This is a genomic window from Sulfurimonas hongkongensis, from assembly GCF_000445475.1.
Classification (GTDB): Bacteria; Campylobacterota; Campylobacteria; order Campylobacterales; family Sulfurimonadaceae; genus Sulfurimonas; species Sulfurimonas hongkongensis.
This window is the reverse complement of the sequence record NZ_AUPZ01000007.1, coordinates 202,140-220,703: the sequence shown is the minus strand read 5'-3', so window position 1 is coordinate 220,703 and position 18,564 is coordinate 202,140. Positions and strand designations below refer to the sequence as shown.

19 protein-coding genes and 1 tRNA gene are annotated in these 18,564 nt (G+C 31.6%); 9 read left to right on the top strand and 11 right to left on the bottom strand.

Annotated features, from left to right (window positions below; all coding sequences use genetic code 11):
* Positions 1 to 165 precede the first annotated feature (165 nt).
* The 7 genes from purD (at position 166) to M947_RS18285 (ending at position 7,561) form a co-directional block, all read left to right on the top strand.
* Entirely contained in the window at positions 166 to 1,437 is a 1,272-nt protein-coding gene (gene purD, locus M947_RS18315) for a phosphoribosylamine--glycine ligase (protein WP_021287564.1), read from the top strand.
* A gap of 45 nt (positions 1,438 to 1,482) precedes the next feature.
* Positions 1,483 to 1,932, top strand: a complete 450-nt coding sequence (locus M947_RS18310; RefSeq protein ID WP_021287563.1) for an RDD family protein — start codon at positions 1,483 to 1,485, stop codon at positions 1,930 to 1,932.
* Positions 1,925 to 4,084 (top strand): LPS-assembly protein LptD, encoded by a 2,160-nt coding sequence (locus M947_RS18305; RefSeq protein WP_021287562.1) that lies wholly within the window; start codon positions 1,925 to 1,927, stop codon positions 4,082 to 4,084. Before M947_RS18310 ends, M947_RS18305 begins: the two co-directional genes overlap by 8 nt.
* A 17-nt stretch (positions 4,085 to 4,101) precedes the next feature.
* Complete coding sequence (locus M947_RS18300; protein ID WP_021287561.1) at positions 4,102 to 4,764, top strand: phosphoribosyltransferase; 663 nt, start codon at positions 4,102 to 4,104, stop codon at positions 4,762 to 4,764.
* The gene (locus tag M947_RS18295) at positions 4,754 to 6,946 is read left to right on the top strand and encodes a polyribonucleotide nucleotidyltransferase (RefSeq protein ID WP_021287560.1); all 2,193 of its coding nucleotides are present in this window, start codon (positions 4,754 to 4,756) and stop codon (positions 6,944 to 6,946) included. The genes M947_RS18300 and M947_RS18295 overlap by 11 nt, the downstream gene beginning before the upstream one ends.
* Before the next feature lie 156 nt (positions 6,947 to 7,102).
* Positions 7,103 to 7,417, top strand: a complete 315-nt coding sequence (locus M947_RS18290; RefSeq protein ID WP_021287559.1) for a F0F1 ATP synthase subunit C — start codon at positions 7,103 to 7,105, stop codon at positions 7,415 to 7,417.
* 60 nt (positions 7,418 to 7,477) lie between these two features.
* Positions 7,478 to 7,561: transfer RNA gene (locus tag M947_RS18285), tRNA-Leu, on the top strand.
* Positions 7,562 to 7,636: 75 nt separating this feature from the next.
* Here the strand turns inward: M947_RS18285 and M947_RS18280 are convergent.
* From M947_RS18280 to M947_RS18245, 10 genes are all read right to left on the bottom strand, one after another.
* Entirely contained in the window at positions 7,637 to 8,509 is an 873-nt protein-coding gene (locus M947_RS18280) for a tyrosine-type recombinase/integrase (RefSeq protein ID WP_021287558.1), read from the bottom strand.
* Positions 8,510 to 9,871, bottom strand: a complete 1,362-nt coding sequence (locus tag M947_RS18275; RefSeq protein ID WP_021287557.1) for a rolling circle replication-associated protein — start codon at positions 9,869 to 9,871, stop codon at positions 8,510 to 8,512. It lies immediately after the preceding gene.
* Between the two features lie 337 nt (positions 9,872 to 10,208).
* Positions 10,209 to 11,384 carry a type II secretion system protein GspD gene (locus tag M947_RS18270; protein ID WP_021287555.1) on the bottom strand — a complete coding sequence of 392 codons (1,176 nt, stop codon included), beginning with the start codon at positions 11,382 to 11,384 and terminating at the stop codon, positions 10,209 to 10,211.
* A complete protein-coding gene (locus M947_RS23250) occupies positions 11,338 to 12,387 on the bottom strand; it encodes a zonular occludens toxin domain-containing protein (RefSeq protein ID WP_021287554.1) in 1,050 nt (349 codons plus the stop codon). The genes M947_RS18270 and M947_RS23250 overlap by 47 nt, the downstream gene beginning before the upstream one ends.
* Positions 12,388 to 12,393: 6 nt before the next feature.
* Positions 12,394 to 12,762, bottom strand: coding sequence for a hypothetical protein (locus tag M947_RS18265; protein ID WP_021287553.1), 369 nt, complete (start codon positions 12,760 to 12,762; stop codon positions 12,394 to 12,396).
* Between the two features lie 2 nt (positions 12,763 to 12,764).
* The gene (locus M947_RS18260; RefSeq protein WP_021287552.1) at positions 12,765 to 14,087 is read right to left on the bottom strand and encodes a hypothetical protein; all 1,323 of its coding nucleotides are present in this window, start codon (positions 14,085 to 14,087) and stop codon (positions 12,765 to 12,767) included.
* A 116-nt stretch (positions 14,088 to 14,203) separates the two neighbouring features.
* Positions 14,204 to 14,557, bottom strand: coding sequence for a hypothetical protein (locus M947_RS18255; RefSeq protein ID WP_021287550.1), 354 nt, complete (start codon positions 14,555 to 14,557; stop codon positions 14,204 to 14,206).
* Between the two features lie 159 nt (positions 14,558 to 14,716).
* A complete protein-coding gene (locus M947_RS23770; RefSeq protein ID WP_021287549.1) occupies positions 14,717 to 14,839 on the bottom strand; it encodes a hypothetical protein in 123 nt (40 codons plus the stop codon).
* A gap of 192 nt (positions 14,840 to 15,031) precedes the next feature.
* Positions 15,032 to 15,376 (bottom strand): hypothetical protein, encoded by a 345-nt coding sequence (locus M947_RS18250; RefSeq protein WP_021287548.1) that lies wholly within the window; start codon positions 15,374 to 15,376, stop codon positions 15,032 to 15,034.
* 247 nt (positions 15,377 to 15,623) lie between these two features.
* Entirely contained in the window at positions 15,624 to 15,914 is a 291-nt protein-coding gene (locus tag M947_RS18245) for a hypothetical protein (RefSeq protein ID WP_021287547.1), read from the bottom strand.
* Between the two features lie 136 nt (positions 15,915 to 16,050).
* On the opposite strand from M947_RS18245, the gene M947_RS18240 reads away from it, so the two are divergent.
* Both M947_RS18240 and M947_RS23245 read left to right on the top strand, forming a co-directional pair.
* Positions 16,051 to 16,251 carry a MerR family transcriptional regulator gene (locus M947_RS18240; RefSeq protein ID WP_021287546.1) on the top strand — a complete coding sequence of 67 codons (201 nt, stop codon included), beginning with the start codon at positions 16,051 to 16,053 and terminating at the stop codon, positions 16,249 to 16,251.
* A 9-nt stretch (positions 16,252 to 16,260) separates the two neighbouring features.
* Positions 16,261 to 16,827, top strand: coding sequence for a restriction endonuclease (locus tag M947_RS23245; RefSeq protein WP_021287545.1), 567 nt, complete (start codon positions 16,261 to 16,263; stop codon positions 16,825 to 16,827).
* 62 nt (positions 16,828 to 16,889) lie between these two features.
* On the opposite strand, the gene M947_RS18230 is transcribed toward M947_RS23245, so the two are convergent.
* Positions 16,890 to 18,563 carry a ShlB/FhaC/HecB family hemolysin secretion/activation protein gene (locus M947_RS18230; protein ID WP_021287544.1) on the bottom strand — a complete coding sequence of 558 codons (1,674 nt, stop codon included), beginning with the start codon at positions 18,561 to 18,563 and terminating at the stop codon, positions 16,890 to 16,892.
* Position 18,564 lies beyond the last annotated feature (1 nt).

Below are 18,564 nucleotides of genomic sequence, written 5' to 3'. Positions count from 1 at the left end.
TTGAGATATGTTAACTCTGTCGAGATGATACCACCGTTATAAAACACTCTCTTCACCCAAATACGGCTTTTAGAACCAAGCCAAATGCGAGACGGCTACTTCGGGCTTTTGTTAAGGTTTTCACCAAGGCAAATCCGACTATAACTTTTACAGGAAACACAATCAATGAAAATATTAATTTTAGGCTCGGGTGCGAGAGAGTACTCAATAGCTAGAGCCATTTTAAATGAAAAAGAAGATCATGAACTATTTTTTATGCCAGGAAATGGCGCTACAAACAACTTAGGTACAAATATAAATATTAAAGATTATAATGAACTAGCTGCTTTTGCACAGCAAAATAATATAGACTTAACTATTGTAGGCCCGGAAGCACCGCTTGTTGATGGGGTTGTTGATATTTTCAAATCTCTTAACTTAACTATTTTTGGTCCAACAAAACAGGCTGCAAAACTAGAGGGTTCAAAAGTATATATGAAAAACTTCCTCGCAAAGTACAACATCCCAACCGCTCGCTACATTGAGACTTCATCTCTTGAAGATGCCTTTAAATTTACAAACTCTTTAAAAACTCCAATAGTAGTAAAAGCTGATGGGCTTTGTGGTGGAAAAGGTGTAATTATTGCACAAACTCATGATGAGGCAAAGGTGGCAATTTCAGAGATGCTAAGTGGAAAAAGCTTCGGAAATGCTGGGCTGAAAGTCATAGTTGAAGAGTTTTTAGATGGTTATGAGCTTTCAATGTTTGCTGTTTGTGATGGAGATGACTTTATTCTGCTTCCAGCTGCGCAAGACCATAAAAGGCTCCAAGATGGTGATAAGGGTCCAAATACTGGGGGGATGGGAGCTTACGCTCCAACTCCTTTAGTTGATGAGGAGCTCTACCAAAAAGTAAAAGACAGAATCATCCGCCCTACTCTAGATGGAATGAAAAAAGAAAAAGCTCCTTTTGAAGGGGTTTTATTCATTGGCATCATGGTAGTAAAAGGCGAACCAATTACACTAGAGTTTAATGTTCGTTTTGGAGATCCTGAGTGTGAGATACTCATGCCACTTATGACTTCAAGTGTTAGCGATATGTTTTATAAAGCTGCAACAAATAGACTTAGTGAGATAAATGTAGAGTTTTCAAAACAATTCGCAGTTGGTGTTGTGATGGCAAGTGAGAACTACCCTTATGGAAGTTCAACTCCAGCTGAGATAATTGTTGATGATGTAAACCATGAGATAATAGAAAAATATACTCATATATCATATGCAGGTGTAAGCCTAGAAGATGGTGTGCTTTATGCAGATGGTGGAAGAGTTTTAGTCTGTATTGGCTTAGGAGACTCTATAAAAGAGGCAAGAGATAGAGCTTACATGAGATGCGGTCAAGTTCATTTTGCTGGTAAAAAGCTTAGAACCGATATAGCATATCAAGCCCTGCAAAAATAAATCTTTGCTCGTCAAATAAATTTTTACCATATAAGGAATTAGTAGTTGAATGATGAGATACAAAACAGACTTCACAATGAGGGAATAACTCTAGCGAGTAACAGAAAGAGAGCTATGGCCTTTTTTATAGATGAGATGTTGCTCTCTTTTTTGCTTATCATCTCTATCTGGGATTCTTTTGCTAATGCCGCTACTACTGAGGAGATTATTAACCTTACAAATGAGTTTGCTCTAGAATTTATGCTTATGAAGATTATCTATCAAGCTTTTTTTGTAATGCAATATGGTGCTAGTATTGGAAAATTAATTATGAAAATACGCGTAATTAACACAAAGACTATGCAAACTCCAAATGTCTTAGTTGCACTAAACCGCGGGATATTTAGAGTTATCTCTGAACTATTTTTATATCTAGGTTTTTTGTGGGGCCTTTTAAATCCAGAAAGACAGACTTGGCATGATAAAACCGCAAGCACTTTGGTTGTAGATGCTTAGAGTAGGTTTTGTTATCTTGATGATGGCATCGTTTATATTTGCTAATGATGCAGAAGATAAAGTAGAAATCTACTCTACACATATGAATTCTAAAGACAATATCATAAAAGCTACAGGTGAGGTTACAGTAGTCTATAAAGACTACTTTTTGAGTGCGGATGAGGCTGTTTATGATAAAAACACATCTGACTTAGAACTCTTTGGAAATATCCGTGCAAATCAAGCAAATGATTACAAGCTTTTAGGAGATTACGCAAAACTTAATATTGCTAAAAAAGAGAGAGTCTTTAGACCCTTTTATATGCTTGAGAATAGTTCACAAGTTTGGATTAGTGCAGATGAGGGTTGCACTTTTGATAAAGACTTTGAGATATATTCTGGGGTAATGAGCGGATGTAACCCTAATGATCCACTTTGGAAGTTACACTTCTCATCATCAACATATAACTCTGATGATATGTGGTTAAATGTTTTTAATGCTAGAATCTTTATCTATGATATACCTGTTTTTTATACTCCTTACTTTGGTTATTCTCTTGATACAAAAAGAAGGACCGGTCTTTTAGTTCCTACATTTGGTATATCTGAGGCAGAAGGATTTTATTATGAACAGCCTATCTACATTGCTGAGCAAAACTGGTGGGATTTAGAGCTTAGACCACAAGTTAGGACTTCTCGTGGTTATGGAGCCTACTCTACTTTTAGATTTGTGGACTCTGCTATATCAAAAGGAGAACTTACAACTGGATATTTTAAAGAGCAAGAAGGTTATTTTCAGAGTAATAAACTAGCAAATGATACACACTATGGATATAACTTTTTATATGATAATAGCGATTTTATAAACCAATGGTTTGACACAAAACTTAAAGGACAGTCTGGGCTATATGTTGATATAAACCATATGAACGATGTTGATTATATAAACTTATCTACAAATGATACAATTGAAAATGTAACCTCAACCCAAGTTCTCTCAAAAATCAATCTTTTTTACAACAATGACACAGACTATTTTGGTGCATATTTTAAATACTATCAAGACTTAACAAAAGTTAGTAACAAAGAGACTCTTCAAAAAATCCCAACACTACAGTATCATAGATATCTAGATACTCTCCTTGATGATCACCTTATCTATAACCTAGATATGCAGAGTAATAATATCTATAGAGAAGTTGGAAAACATGTAACTCAAACAGATATCAATGTTCCAATAACTCTACAAGCTACTTTTTTTGATGAGTATCTAAATGCTTCTTATAAAACTTTTTTATATGCCCAGCACTCAAAATTTAGTGGAAAAGAAGAGGTTAAAAGCGCTGAGTGGGAAGATGGGTACTATGCAAGAAATCATCATATATTTTCTCTCTCAACTCAACTAAGTCGTGCTTATGAAGATTTTACTCATGTTGTAGGATTTGGTTCTAGCTACAAAATAGCTGGAGGTGAAACCAAAACTGGTTTTTATAAAGACTATCAAGATTTTTGTTCTGATCCAAATAACAAAGATACTACTCAATGTGAATTTTATAACATATCAGATGTAGAAGAAGAGCTTCAACTCGACTTTTCGCAGTATATTTATGATACTACGGGGAAACAAATACTCTATCACAGGTTATCTCAAAAAGTGACTTATGAAAATGTACAAAATCGCCTAGGAGAACTAGAAAACGAGCTTGACTATCAAATCACCTCTAACATAAAATTATATAATAATTTTTTATATAATTATGATGAAAATAAGTTTTCAAAACTTTATAATGTGCTCTCCTACAACACATCTAGTTTTAACATCTCTTTATCGCATCTATATAAAGATACATTTTTACAGCAAACCTCAACTTACTCTCCTTATACAAGCTATCTCACATCAAGTGCTAGTTATACTTACAACAAGCATTATTCTTATCATGTAAGGTACAACTATGATATAGAAAGAAGCATTAAAAAGAGCGCTGAGATAGGTTTTTTATATCAAAAAAAATGTTGGAACTTTGGTCTGAAATATCTTGAGAATAACAGACCAATCTTAACAGACAATGGTTCAACTTCTATATATGATAGATATATCTATCTAACAATTGCTTTAAAACCAATGATGAGTCCAGATAGTGGACCTCTTTATGAACATAAGTTGCCAGAGTAACTAAAGGACTCTAAAATATGAAAAAGTACAAACATATACTAAAAAACAGACAAGATGCAGCGACTAGGCTTATGGATGTTATACCTATGCAAAGGCTTAAAGATGAGTCTTGGAAAATCGTGGCAATCTCTAGAGGTGGTTTAGAGTTAGCTTACTTTCTTAGAAAAAAACTCCCAAATGCACTTGATTTTCTCTTCTCAGAAGCCATCTTAGCCCCAAATAATGATGATTGTGAGATAGCAAGAGTAAGTGAGAGAGAAGAGATCGTGATAAACGAGCAGTTAGTAAAAACATTTGGCATACAGTATGACTATATCTATGGAGAGGCTCAAAGAAAGCATGAAGAGCAGATACTCAGCTATGTTTATCAGTATAGAAAAGGAAGACCTTTTGCATCTATGAAAGGTCAAGTGGTTTTACTTATCGATGAGGGAAGTGAGACGGGACTTAGGCTAATGACTGCAATAAAAACAATTTTGGCGATGAAACCAAAGGCCGTTTATATTGCAGTGCCTGTTTTACCTAGTGATACACTAGAACTATTAGAACCTTTTGCAGATGATGTATATTTTTTATATGAGATAGATGACTATGTTGAAACTGCACTCTACTATGAAGATCTAGAAAAAGTTGAAGAAGAAAAAATAGAAAAATACTTAGGAGAAAAGAATGAAATATGATGTAAACATAGAGTTACAAAACAAAACAGAGAGCTACTCATTTGGTGAAGTAGCAAGACAAGCAAATGGTTCAGCGTGGCTAAAATCGGGCGACAGTGTAATCCTTGCTACTGTAGTAATAGATGAGACAGAGATAGTAAAAGATGACTTTTTACCTCTTACGGTTCAGTATATTGAAAAAACATACGCAGCAGGTAAGATTCCAGGTGGTTTTTTCAAGCGTGAGACAAAACCAAGTGACTTTGAAACTCTAACTTCTCGCATCATTGACCGCTCACTTCGCCCTCTTTTTCCTAAAGGTTTTGGACATCCTACTCAGATAACTATTATGACTTTTAGTGCAGACTCCGATGCAGACTTACAAGCTTTGGCGTTAAAAGCAGCTTCAGCTGCACTCTATACTTCTGACATAGATATAAACACATCCATAAGTGCAATAAGGGCAGCTCGTGTTGATGGAGAGTTAGTTTTAAATCCAACTCTAAGCGAGTTGAAAAACTCAACTCTAGACTTATACTTATCTGGTACAAAAGAAGATCTTTTGATGATAGAGATGCGCTCTATTGGTACAAATGAACAGGAGATGCAAGAGAGTTTTATCATAGATCCTATGATAGACCCAACTCTTAGCACTCCCAATATCTCTATCCACAAATCAAATGCGATATCTGAAGATGAACTTATAAAAGTTTTACAACTATCACAAGAGACTCTTTTTGAGACTAATAAAAAATATGAAAATGCTTTTGAAGCATTTAAAAAACCAACAAAACCCATAGAGTGTAAAGCTCACGCCATCAACGAAGAGATGGTGTCCTATGTAAGGGACAATCACCTAAAAGACATTGCATTAGCGATGAACCAGATGGCAAAATCTGAACGTTCAACTGCACTACGAACGCTTAGAAAAAACATTATAAAAATAAAAGAAGAGTGGGCAGAAGTTCAAGAAGAGGTCTCTTTAAAAGATGCTATAGAGAGTGTGAAAAAAGAGCAAGTGAGATCACAAATACTACAAACAAAACTTCGTGCAGATGGTAGAGGTTTAAAAGAAGTTAGACCTATCTCTATCTCTACAAATATTCTTCCAAAAGCTCATGCTTCTTGTCTTTTTACAAGAGGACAGACCCAAGCCTTAGTAACTTTAACTATGGGTGGAGCTAAAGATGGACAGATGTTTGAAAGCCTAACTGATGAGGGCATACAAAATGAAAACTTTATGGTTCACTACAACTTCCCAGGCTTTAGTGTAGGTGAAGCAAGTCCTGTTATGGGAACAAAAAGAAGAGAACTCGGTCATGGAAATTTAGCAAAAAGAGCGTTAGAGCCTGTTGTTAATCTTAATGGAGAAACGATAAGACTAGTCTCAGAAATACTTGAGTCAAACGGTTCATCTTCAATGGCTACTGTTTGTGGTGGCTATATGGCGCTAAGAGCTGCCGATATAGATACAAGCGATGTTATAGCTGGTATCGCTATGGGAATGGTCTCAGAAGGTGACAACTACGCTATTCTCTCAGATATAATGGGTTTAGAAGACCACGATGGAGATATGGACTTTAAAGTAACAGGCTCAAAAGATGGTATAACAGCTATGCAGATGGATATAAAACTTGGCGGTATCTCATTAGATGTGCTAAAAGAAGCACTCTACCAAGCAAAAGAAGGAAGAAGTCATATCATAGATATCATGATAGATGCTGAGAAAAATATAGAGTTTAACGATGGAGTCCTTCCAAGCACAGACTTTTTTCACATCGACCCAAGCGTAATTGGCGATGTTATAGGACAAGCTGGTAAAGTTATCCGTGAGATTATTGAGAAGTTTGAAGTGGCTATTGACATCGATAAAAAAGATGGAAAAGTAAAGGTTACAGGTAAAAATAAAACTGGAGTTATGGGAGCAAAGGAGCATATACAAGATATTGCAAACACTCCAAAGCAAGAAAAGATCAAATATCAAGTAGGCGACAAATGCGAGGGAACTGTTAAAAAGATAGTTGATTTTGGTGCATTTATAGAGCTCAGTGATGGTACAGATGGACTACTTCATATCTCTAAAATATCTGACAAAAGAGTAGATAAAGTCTCTGATGTCTTAAGTGAGGGTGACAAAATAATGGTTGAGATTTTAGAGTTTAAAGGTAACAAAATCTCTCTAGGTCGCGTTGATAGTTTATAATCTTATCTAGTTCTTAAACTTTCTTTTAAGACTTTTTTTGTATAATCCACCATCATTTTCTAGTAGGGAAATCATAGCATTTATGTTATGGTTGCTTCATTTTACATGAGGTTACGCTATCCGAGGGAATCTGTAATAATTATATTTGGAGAAACTATGAAAAAAGTTCTATTTTTAATGTTAGCTCTTGCTACTGCTGCTCTTGCTGCTGATGGCGATGTTGCTAACCAAACTCTAAAAGCATACTCAATGATCGCTGCTGGTCTTGGTCTTGGTCTTGCCGCTCTTGGTGGAGCTATAGGTATGGGACACACTGCAGCTGCTACAATCGCGGGTACAGCTAGAAACCCTGGTTTAGGTGCTAAACTAATGACAACTATGTTTATCGCTCTAGCGATGATCGAAGCACAAGTTATCTACGCACTAGTAATTGCACTAATCGCACTTTACGCTAACCCATATTTAGGTTAATCAACCTAAATATCCCTCAGTCTAACTCTTTTACGAGTTAGACTTTTTTCTCTTTTTTATGCGATTGTGGTGGAACGGTAGACACGCAGGCTTGAGGGGCTTGTGCCGAAAGGTGTGAGGGTTCAAATCCCTCCAATCGCACCATAAACAAACTATTAACCCCTAAAATAGCCACTTTTACAACACTTTAAAAAATAAGGTAAAAACTCTCTACACCGCTTAATACAAATTTATATTAAAATTAAAATCAAATTTACCGTCATTTATATATTTTGAGTAAACTTGATGCACCATTTGAGAATTTGCATGTCCGAGAATTTGAGCTAAATTTTGAGGAGTAGTAAAACCATTTGATAGCATCATAGTTGCAAAGGTGTGTCTGGTGTTATATAATCTTCTGTATTTAATATCTAGCTCTTGAAACATTGGTATCCAATGTCTATTAGAAAATGTCTCATTATGATTATAAGGTTTTTTATATTGAGTAATTAATAAATACTCATTATCATGAGAGTTGTATAACTCTTTTAAATGAGGATATAAAATATCTAGTATAGGAACAGAGCGGACACCGCTTTGAGTTTTAGGACTACTTTCGCCATATCTACCTTTAGAGCGTTTAACTTTTATAATTTTTTTATCAAAATCTATATCTTGTTTTTTAAGTCCTACAATTTCGCCCCCTCTCATACCAGTATAAAAAGCTATGTAAAGATAAGATTTAAAGTTTTTATTTTTAGCATGAGATAAAATTAAATTAACTTCTTTTGGTGTAAAAGGTAAAATTTCTTTTTTAATTATTTTAAGTTTTCTTAAATATTTACAAGGGTTTTGTGATATTTCTTCATCATAGATTGCTTCTTCAAATATACCTCTTAAAATTGAAATATAATGCAATAATGTTTTATTTGACATGTTCCAATTAAGTAACCACATTCTAAGCTCACTTGCTTTTATAGTTGATATTTCACGATTTATAAAAAATGGAATAATTTTATTTAATACTGTACCCTCGTATCTATAATAAGTAGAGGGTTTTAGTTCTGATTTTTTTAATTTTAAATATATATCAGCGTAATGTTCAAATGTCATTTAAAACTCTTTAAAATCTTGTAATTCTCTTAAATCTAGTAACGGAGTATCTAAAAGTAAACCACGATTTATAAGTAAGTTTCTTGTGATAGCGTAGTGCATAGGCTCTACAATTTCAAAATCTAAATTTTCAAAATATGTATAAAGCTCGTAATCTTGCATATGATAAGGCGATTTAGTCTTTTTAATCATAATATCATTTAGATTTTTTAAAGGCTCTTTTTTAAGATTATCAAGTGCAAAATGATGTATGATATACTCATCATCATCTATAACAACTTCAAGAGGTTTTTTAAAAACTTCTTTATCTTTGTATATAGGCTCAAAATCAGCCTCTAAATAAGTATAATCAGTATCTATTAGTTTGTCATACCAATTAACAGGTTTTGGTGTATATATAGTTCCAAACTCGTTTTCTATTAAAACCACTTTTTTAGTAGTAGTGTCCCTATAAATTGAGATATTGTCGTTCCAATAGTTCTTTGTTAAATCTGTAAGCGTATACATGCCGTTAAGCTTCCTATACACTTCAAGAGATACAAAAGTACGTGAAGTATAAAAGCGAGATATACCGTGATACAAGTACCAAAGAGTAAGATTTGTTATTTTTTCATTATCGTCTCTTAAGTCATCTAAAGTTTTTAAGATATATTTCATAAGATAAGATACTGAACTTTTAACATTTGTTTCAATTTTACCAAGTGGTGCAGGATATAGTCTAGTTAAAGAATTAACTATGCTTTCTACTTTGTCAGCTGGAACAAATAAAGATATATGTATGTGTGGAGTTCCGTCCTTGTGAGGCTCTGTTACTCTGAAATAACATCTATCATCTTTACTGATATTTCTATAACTTCTCTCATTGAAAAGTTGTTTAAGCATTTTAGAGAGTTCTTTAGAAGCGTTACGAGGTTTAAACTTGTCTATAGTGTTAGTAAAATCTAAAGTAGGCTCTAAATATGGTATATTTTGAACTACAGTAGCGTTAATAAAGCTATATTTTAATTTAGTTTTTTTAGTAATAACTTTAATATATTTACGCCCACCAAAATTTTTATTAAAAATCATAGTTTTATCATATTTAGATTTTTGTTTCATTTCGTGCCAATGGCTCGGTAGCGTGAGAGTAAAAAAAATATTTTCTAAATCTCTCTCTTTTGCATAATCAAAGATTGACCATGCTCGATGTTGTAGCTCTGCAATGTATCTATCACTATTCATGTAACTATTGCTTACAAAGTCAGCAAAAGGTACTAGCTTATTGTCTAACTGTATGCCATTACTTTGCATAAACTCTTTATTGAAATTTAGTTTATCTAAAGCCTTTTGTGTCTGGTAAGTTGATAGTCCGTAATTTTTCATCTTTAACCTTAAATTATATTTTAGTTGTAGTATTTAACAACTTTTTTAATATTTTTGATTGTTTCATTTTATCACTCCATTGTTATAATAAAAATATTCTAATTTTTCCAATCTATTCATTTGATGATAATAGAGAGAATATTTAAGACCTAAATAAACATATTTATTAATCAAAATTGACTTAATAACTAAAAGTCCTTGTAGTTTTTTATTTTCATTCATGTTGTCACTTCCTTCTTTGTTTTTAAATCGTTGTACGATAACTTTTTATAGATAGCCAAGAGAACATAAACAATGTTGCTCTTTTGTTCGGCTAACGCCTCACAAAAGTAGCAAATTATTCATGTTCTAAAACTCCATTATTTGGTTTTAATACTTCTATAGAAATAGCAATATTTAGCAGCGTTTCACTATTAGATTTATATTTGAATATTTCGCCTAAATATGGGATGTTAGATATAAAAGGAATTGAATAATCACTAATTTCTTTTTTACTTCTTTTAAGACCACTTAAGAGTAAAACATCACCATAATTAACATTAGAGAGACTCTTAAGCTCTCGTTTATAAGTAGAGGGCACATTATCAACGGATTTGATTAAATCTTCTACAATTAACAATAAATCTAACGAAACATAATCATCGTAAATGTAAGCGACTCCACTAACTACCAAACCTACATCTTTATACTCTATTGACTCACTTTGAGTTGATGTAGTATTCTCTACAGTTGTGGAAGAAGTTTTATATGGTATGTTTTCCACAGCTTTAAAGTTAAATTTGTCATTATCCCTTGCAAGAATAAAAGGGGATTGTTTGACATCTATTAAAAAGTCACTATCTAAAAGAGATAATGCAAAATTAAAATCCTTACTTTTATATATAAGAGTAGAACTATTAACAGGGGCTATAATAGTATCTATAAGACTTTTAATAAATTCGCCTTGAGTATTGTCTCCAGTTTGAATAACATCAGAGTCTTTTTTAGAGATAGAAGAGAGTCCACGCTCTTTTAATTCGTTTTCGTTATATTCAAATATAGTTATTTTTAAAGTAACTTGATTTTTCTTTTTGTCAGTTTGTTCTAAAAGTGATTTTATAAGACTATAATCATTTTCTGTAGTAGATATCAAAAAAGTACTCGTATCTTCTAAATAAGAATATTTTACATTATAAAAATCTAAAAGTTTCTTACAGTCTTTTGATGTGTTATATTTTAAATTATATATATAATCTCTATTTTTATAAGCAACTTTTTTTGATATATAGAGATTATTATTAAATTTTTTAAGGTTATAACCTTGTTTATTTAATGTAATTTCAAAATATTTTAAAATATCTTTAGGAGATATTCTATCTGGTATGGTATAAGAAATTGAAGCGTTAATATCTTCATCTATGTAAATATTTAGATTATTGTATTGTGAAACTTCTTGTGAGAACTGCTTTAAAGTTAAATCTACAGCACTAAGATTTAAAAAAATTAGTGTTAAGATTATTAATATCTTTTTCATCTTTTGTTACTCCCTTTAGAAAATTTAAAAAATCTTTTGATATCTCAAAAAATATAACTTGAATTGTAAAACTAGGGTAATAGCTATAAATCTCTTTTATATGTTCTTTTTGAGTAGTTTTATAGTGAAATAAAACTTTTTTATAAAGTGTTAAATCTTTAGAAGTACATAAAGTATTAGAACATTTAAATTCTAATAAAACCAAATCTTTAAAATCATATAATGGCTCTTCATCAACTATATTTTTAATTATAGGTTTTGAATAGGTTTGTATAGGTTTTTGAGATTGTTGAAGTTTATCATCATCGCCACCAAATATATAATAACCTATTATAAAAAAAGCAAAAATAGCAAAGATTGAAAAAACATAAAATTTTATTAAAACATTAGAAGCTTTAACGCTATCCCCACTATGATATAAATCAAATACTTCTTGATTTTTAGCTATTTTTTCCGTATGGCTTTTTGCATTCATGCTCATACGCGAATTAATATATACATCATATTTAAAAGTATTTCTATTAAGTGATACAGTTGTAGGTTTTGCTTTATAAAAATATTCTGAAAAGCTTTTATACTTAGTAAAAATTAAAGATAAATTTTGAGTAATGAGAAAAATATCATGGTATAAATGTCTATGATAAGATAGCCACCAAATTAAAACTTTATCGTTTACATCAAAAATATTATGAGCTTCATCTATTACAAATAAAGAGCGATAAATGTTTAAATCTTTGCATTTTTCGATTAAGATATCATCTGTAACTTTATCTTTATAAAGCTTATGCAAGATAGTTAATTTTTCTTTTAAATCATCTACATCAAGAGGATAAGTGTTATTTAAATCTTTATATTTTAATTCATTTATATTTGTATAACAATTTTCATAATCTTTTTTTAAATCTGGTTTAGCATTTTTAGAGCTTGAAAAATTATTATAGATACTAACTACGGCTTTGTAAGTTTTGCCACTTCCTGGTACTCCAGTTAAAAAAGTAATCATTATGCACTACTTAACTAAAGGCTTAACAGCTTGAATAATTAAATAATAAACTCTTAAAAATTGTGCGAATACTATACGCCACAAAAGAAAAAGAACAGCACTTATAAAAATAGACTTAACAGAGTTAAAAGCTTGTATAAAACCGATACAAGACATTAGACCGAACATTTTACTAACAAAATCACCATTTGATGAAGAACTTAAGTGAGCTATAAAAGTATTTATCAAATTGTAAAATACAAAGAAAGCAGTTACAAAAGAGCCCATTAAAGCAGTAATTAAAGTTAAAAAGAAAACAATAGCCAAAGCATAAGCATATTTTCTTGCATATTTTAGTATTAATTCGACTACATAAGGAAGATTAATAGTAGGCATACTTACCTCATTTTAAAAGCGGTATAAAATACTCGTAAACTTGCGAGTAAAAATACGCTTACAAAGATATAATAAAAAATACTTTGAAAAGATGAAAAACTATCACAAAGATTTATACATATTTGTTTGTTAAAAACATAAGCACAAAAAACAGGAGAAGAACCACTATTTAAAGCAATAGGAGCTAAGCCATTATCTAAAGTTTGTTTTATATTTTGATAATCTCCTTTTATACCAATTAAAGCATTATAAAAATCTTTTAAAATCTCATCAATAGCTTTACGATTGGCTACTTGTCCCTCATCCTCACTATATTCAAAATCAGATGAAGAGTTATTATCATTATTATCAGAACCACCGCCACCAGTTTCTCCACCGTCACCAGCTCCGCCACCGTCACCAGTTTCTTCACCGTCACCAGTTTCTTCACCGTCACCAGTTTCTTCACCGTCACCAGTTTCTTCACCGTCACCAGTTTCTTCACCGTCACCAGTTTCTTCACCGTCACCAGTTTCTTCACCGTCACCAGTTTCGCCACCAGGAGGAGTTGTTGAGTTATTGTCATCAGGCATTACTGGACGCTCATCGCATGAAACTACACCATTAAAAACTTCTTCACCATCACAAAAACAAGTTTTGAAACATTCCTCAGAACCTGAAACACCAAAACCCATAATATTACACTCTAAGTTACCGCTACATTTTAGATAATCTTCAGGCTTTTCACATTTATTATTAAATGCTAGTTGACCAGTCGGACAGCTATCTACTTCCGCCCAACAAGAATCGTGACACAATGACCAAAAAATATGCTCTATATAATTAGGTGCGCCATCATCAGGAAAAATAGAGATAATATGCTCAAAATTACACTCTTCTTGTGTATATGCAATTTCTTGACTGTTTGGGATGGGTTCACATTCAGGTTCACATTTTTCTGTGTCTATATTCCACACAGTCCCAGCTTCACAAGCATCTTCAAAAGCACAATAATATTTTATTTCTTTAATATAACTAAATTGCCATCTTGAACCAGAGTAATAACATTGATTATCTATAAGAGTGTTTGTTACTATTTCATAAGACTCATAAGCGACATAAGAACCTAATCCAGGTGTATTTTCATATTGAGTACAGGAAGTTGAATTTTGCCCATACCTTATAGACTCTTTCTCTAAATTGGTAATATAATCATTACAAACAGACTCATAACGATCATTTACTAAAACAGTATTTGAACCGCTTGAAAAAGAACTTTTTTTAAAATTATAAGCAAATAAAGAAGAATAAAATAATAAAAATAATATTGATAATTTTAATTTCATCTCTTAATGCCTTAAAAGTGCTAAAGCACCGAAAAGGGGAGCTATAAGAGCAGTTAAATTTATAAAGATACTTGCGAAGTAGTTAATTAATGCAAAATCTGTTATTTCTATTAAAATCATCTGCGACCGCCTACATTAATAAATATTTGTGTTGTAAAAAACATGAAAACACCGCCAAAAATTACACCGATTAGAGCTAATAAAAAATTAAATTGTTCTAATTGCAAACCCATTTTTAATGACAAATCAGGCTCACATCTATTAGTAGATGAATTATATTTATAACTATGTATTACAGATTTTAAAATATTTTTATCCCTCGTAGACTCCCAAAGCATAGTTGAAGACGGAAGAAAATATAAGCGTTTATTTTGTATATAATAGTCTTCTATACAAATGTTATAACTATCTAATAGCATAGAAGCATTTAATAAATTTGTTATGAATAATAAACTTAATAAATGTTTCAATTTTTATCCTTAATATGTCCTCAATAGCCTATAAAAAGGCTAGTGAGATTTAGCGACTATTATCGCTTTGTTAATACCCCAAACAACCGCTAAAGAAGTTAAAACCATAGTAAAAAGGGCAGTTACAACTCCAGCGTTTATAATAGGTAAATCCATTTTTTAAGCTCTGTTTGCTAAACCAATAGCTTTAACAACACCCCATATAACCGCAGTAGCTGCGAGAATAAGAGAACCAATAGCCATAACATCAGTAGTGTTAAAAGTTACACCTGATAAATCCATTTTATCAACCTTTTTTTTTAAGCTAGAGTTCGTAATAACTCTGCTTTAAATCATATTACGACGACTTAGAGCAAAATTATTAAAGACTAAACTAACGCACTTTCGTTTGTTGTCCCTAGCGTTCGTGCCTCACTATGACGGGATTTTAAGGAAGAGAAATCAAGCTATTAAGCTCAAAATCTCTAAACTAAACTAACTTGACTTTTTAACCTTACTTCTGTCGAACTTTGAATAATCAAGAGGGTTATTTGCTAGTTCTAAAACTGGCATAGCTTTATCATAGTAATACTTTTGACCCCATTGGTTAACGCTTAGATTGTAAGGTATTGCAACATAAGAACCTTTCTTATCTTTAAAAACATCATAGTCTTCTTCATCTGCATAGATACTCTCAACACTCGGCTTTAAATAACCATCTTCTGTGATACCCTCAAACATAACTGTTAGTTCTGTACTATATTTGATTTTGTCCGTTTTGTTGTCTTTAGTCTCTACTGGCCTGACTTCTAAAAGTCTCCCTATAAAATGTGCTGTCATGTTGTCACTCCTCAGTGAATAAATTTGTCCTTAATCAACTGTCAGTATAATTAAGTGTGTAGAATATAAGAAGAGAGTTTTTTGGAAAAAATAAACCCTATATCTCTCAGTTCTTATACTCTACATACCTAACTATTCACTTCTATTTTGTTGACCCTCTAAGAAGTGACTGATAGAGGGGGACAAGCTTTGTTAACGGAGTTCTCGCCATTGCTCCGTGATATCAATCGACTTACATCAAACTTGACTAGACATTATGTGACTGCGACTTATGAGAGTTAACTCTCTTATTTAAATTTTTAATAAATCTAATCATGTTTTTTGTTTTTACACTCATAGCTAAAATTTGTATATTGGCACGATTAAGAGATTTTTTGATATTATGAGTCGTAGACTTTGCAGTTTTGCAGAGACTAGAAGTGACACTATTGATAGAAGTTTGAATATATGTTAAATATTCATTACTCCAAATTAACTCTAAACCGAAAAAGTCAGAGAAGAGAGTAGGACTTTGAATGTTGTTTGTTTTTACTTGCATTTTGTCACTCCTAATGTAATAGTTACACTTTATTTATACTTATATTGTAACAGTTACAAACTTAAACTATAATAAAATTGTGCTTATTATTGTAATAATTACATAAAATAAGAGGTCATTATGAAAGATTTACAAAATGAATAAAAATGAATTAGCAAAAACACTAGGAATATCACTAAAAACACTATACAACTGGGAAAAAGAAAAACCCGACTTAGTTAGATTGATAAATCAAGGCTTAGCATTAGACCAAAGTATAGAAGAAACAAGAAAGCATTTAGAAAGATTAGAACAAATCAAAGATAATGCAAGTAATGGAAAATTTAACTTAAAATAGAGTAATAAAATGGAAACTATTATATTAATATTTTTAACAGCTGTAATAATAAATATATTTTTAAAACCAAAAAAGAAAAAGAAATTTAATCCATATAAATACACAAATAAAAAACAAAACAATACATACAACTATAAAAACTTCCAAGACAATATAAAAAGAAAACAATATAAAAAAATACTAAGTAGAGCTGAAAAAAAAGCTAAAGGCGATATGTATGAAAAACATGTATCGCAATACTTTAAAAATTTAGGTTATATAACTTGGGAGCATGGACTTGAAAAAGGATACAAAGACCAAGGCATAGATTTATTTGTAAAGAAAGATAAAGAGTTTTTATTTATACAATGTAAAAATTGGGATAATTGGAAAATAAATGAAAATAAAGTAATAGAATATAGAGAAAAAGCAAGAAATTATATGATAAATAATCCTCAAATATCAAAGATATTATTAAACTATAAATATGAAATAAAACTAATAATGATTACACCTAAAGACTGTTATACAAGAAGTGCTAAAAAATATATAAATGAGAACAAAGAAATAATAAACTACCAAATAATACCAATATAAAAGCATTTATAGGGGTGTAGTTTTTCAAATCCCTCCAATCGCACCATATTTACACAATTCATTTAAAACCTAGCAATAGCCTGAAAAAAGAATCGATTAAGGCTTGTATCGTCATTTTCACTTGTAGGTGTTTTATCTTTTCCAAATCCATGAGCAAAAGTTGCTCCAAGTGAAAGATTCTTGTAGTTTACATTATATCCGATTCCAACAGAGCTTAAAACTCTATCATTTAATGATGTTGTTTGATCTTCATCAAACCATACCTTACCATGATCTATAAATGCAGATATATTGTGGGTAAGAGCTGTATAACTAGGAAGATGATAAAAAACTTCTAAAGATGTTAAATAGCCATTATCTCCGCTTGCTTCACTACTAGTGTAAGATCTTGCTCCTAAAGATCCGCCTATAAAAATATCTTCTACTCCATCTAAATTCTTTCCTAAAGACTTTTGAGCTTTTATGCGTGCTACTGCAGAAACATTATGTACTAAAAACTGAGTTTGAGAGATAGAAAAATTCACCTTTTCATAATGACCTTGGGATTGTAAAACACTATCGTTAGCTTTTGCATCATCACTATCTAAAGAGAGGTACCCTTTGCTTAGAGATAATGTAGTATTTAGCAAGCCCTCTTTGTTAAAAAATGATGTTTTTATAGTATCCTCTAAAGATAAACTAAATGTGTTTAGGGATTTTTCTTCATGTTGTGCTATATCATTATCTGTTATGTCATAATAAGTATAGTTAAGTGAAGCAGTTAAGTTATGTGCTCTTTGTTTAATAATAGGATATGAGATTCCTGTATTAAAACTTAATGAGTCCCCGTGTATATCTTGAGACTCAAACTCTTTTCCTACTTTATAGTATGTTTTAGAAAATGAAAAGTTTAAGGCTAAACCATCATATCCTACAGGTGTATCGTAACTCAATCTTATGTTTTTAAGGTCTGCTGTATTTGAGACAAGAGCATTTATACCCAAAACATCTCCTCTTTTATTTAAAGAGTTTACAAATCCTATTGCGTTTATTCTATATCTGCCTGTATATATACTCCCGTAATTATCTGCTATTACATAGCTGTTATATCTTGCTTCGTCTTTTAAAGTCACAGTAAAATCGCTCTTTCCAACTTCACTCCCGGGAAGTATCCGAGTGGTTGTAACGACTGCACCTTTTAGTTCATCTAGCAAAAGTAACTCTCTCTCTAAACTAGGTATTGATATCACTTGTGAACTAAGTTTATCCATATAGCCTTGTACTACAGCATCATCTACCAAAGAGCTGTTGTCTATTGAAAACTTTCCGTACAATCCCTCAATAACAACTATTTGTACTACTGCATTTGTTTTTTGTAGCTCTTGAGCCGGAATATATGCTCTTGCCACAAAATATCCATGGTCTCTATAGTATTTAGTGATTACACCTGCAGCTTCTTGAAGTTGACTTATGGTGAGTTTCTTATTTTTATATTTATCTAACAAAGAGAGTAGAATGTCACTACTATATACACTGTTTCCCTCAATAGTAAAATCTTTTACCTCTATTTTTACACCTTTATCATCTGCTATAGGTGCTTTAAACTTCTCTACCTTTATACTTGGTACAGCTTTTAAATCTCTAGGTAATTTTCTAGGTTCTACTTCTCTTAGTATCTCACCGCTTCTAGGTGGAGTTGCTGCTAAGGCTATTGTACTTGTTATAATTGTTGCTACGATTGTTTTATTTATACTCATT

Excerpts from the sequence above, each read along its gene's own strand:
- purD (WP_021287564.1), top strand. The coding sequence starts at position 166 with ATGAAAATATTAATTTTAGGCTCGGGTGCGAGAGAGTACTCAATAGCT.
- M947_RS18305 (WP_021287562.1), top strand. The coding sequence starts at position 1,925 with ATGCTTAGAGTAGGTTTTGTTATCTTGATGATGGCATCGTTTATATTT.
- M947_RS18300 (WP_021287561.1), top strand. The coding sequence starts at position 4,102 with ATGAAAAAGTACAAACATATACTAAAAAACAGACAAGATGCAGCGACT.
- M947_RS18295 (WP_021287560.1), top strand. The coding sequence starts at position 4,754 with ATGAAATATGATGTAAACATAGAGTTACAAAACAAAACAGAGAGCTAC.
- M947_RS18290 (WP_021287559.1), top strand. The coding sequence starts at position 7,103 with ATGAAAAAAGTTCTATTTTTAATGTTAGCTCTTGCTACTGCTGCTCTT.
- M947_RS18280 (WP_021287558.1), bottom strand. The coding sequence starts at position 8,509 with ATGACATTTGAACATTACGCTGATATATATTTAAAATTAAAAAAATCA.
- M947_RS18275 (WP_021287557.1), bottom strand. The coding sequence starts at position 9,871 with ATGAAAAATTACGGACTATCAACTTACCAGACACAAAAGGCTTTAGAT.
- M947_RS18270 (WP_021287555.1), bottom strand. The coding sequence starts at position 11,384 with ATGAAAAAGATATTAATAATCTTAACACTAATTTTTTTAAATCTTAGT.
- M947_RS23250 (WP_021287554.1), bottom strand. The coding sequence starts at position 12,387 with ATGATTACTTTTTTAACTGGAGTACCAGGAAGTGGCAAAACTTACAAA.
- M947_RS18265 (WP_021287553.1), bottom strand. The coding sequence starts at position 12,762 with ATGCCTACTATTAATCTTCCTTATGTAGTCGAATTAATACTAAAATAT.
- M947_RS18260 (WP_021287552.1), bottom strand. The coding sequence starts at position 14,087 with ATGAAATTAAAATTATCAATATTATTTTTATTATTTTATTCTTCTTTA.
- M947_RS23770 (WP_021287549.1), bottom strand. The coding sequence starts at position 14,839 with ATGGATTTATCAGGTGTAACTTTTAACACTACTGATGTTATGGCTATT.
- M947_RS18250 (WP_021287548.1), bottom strand. The coding sequence starts at position 15,376 with ATGACAGCACATTTTATAGGGAGACTTTTAGAAGTCAGGCCAGTAGAG.
- M947_RS18245 (WP_021287547.1), bottom strand. The coding sequence starts at position 15,914 with ATGCAAGTAAAAACAAACAACATTCAAAGTCCTACTCTCTTCTCTGAC.
- M947_RS18240 (WP_021287546.1), top strand. The coding sequence starts at position 16,051 with ATGAATAAAAATGAATTAGCAAAAACACTAGGAATATCACTAAAAACA.
- M947_RS23245 (WP_021287545.1), top strand. The coding sequence starts at position 16,261 with ATGGAAACTATTATATTAATATTTTTAACAGCTGTAATAATAAATATA.
- M947_RS18230 (WP_021287544.1), bottom strand. The coding sequence starts at position 18,563 with ATGAGTATAAATAAAACAATCGTAGCAACAATTATAACAAGTACAATA.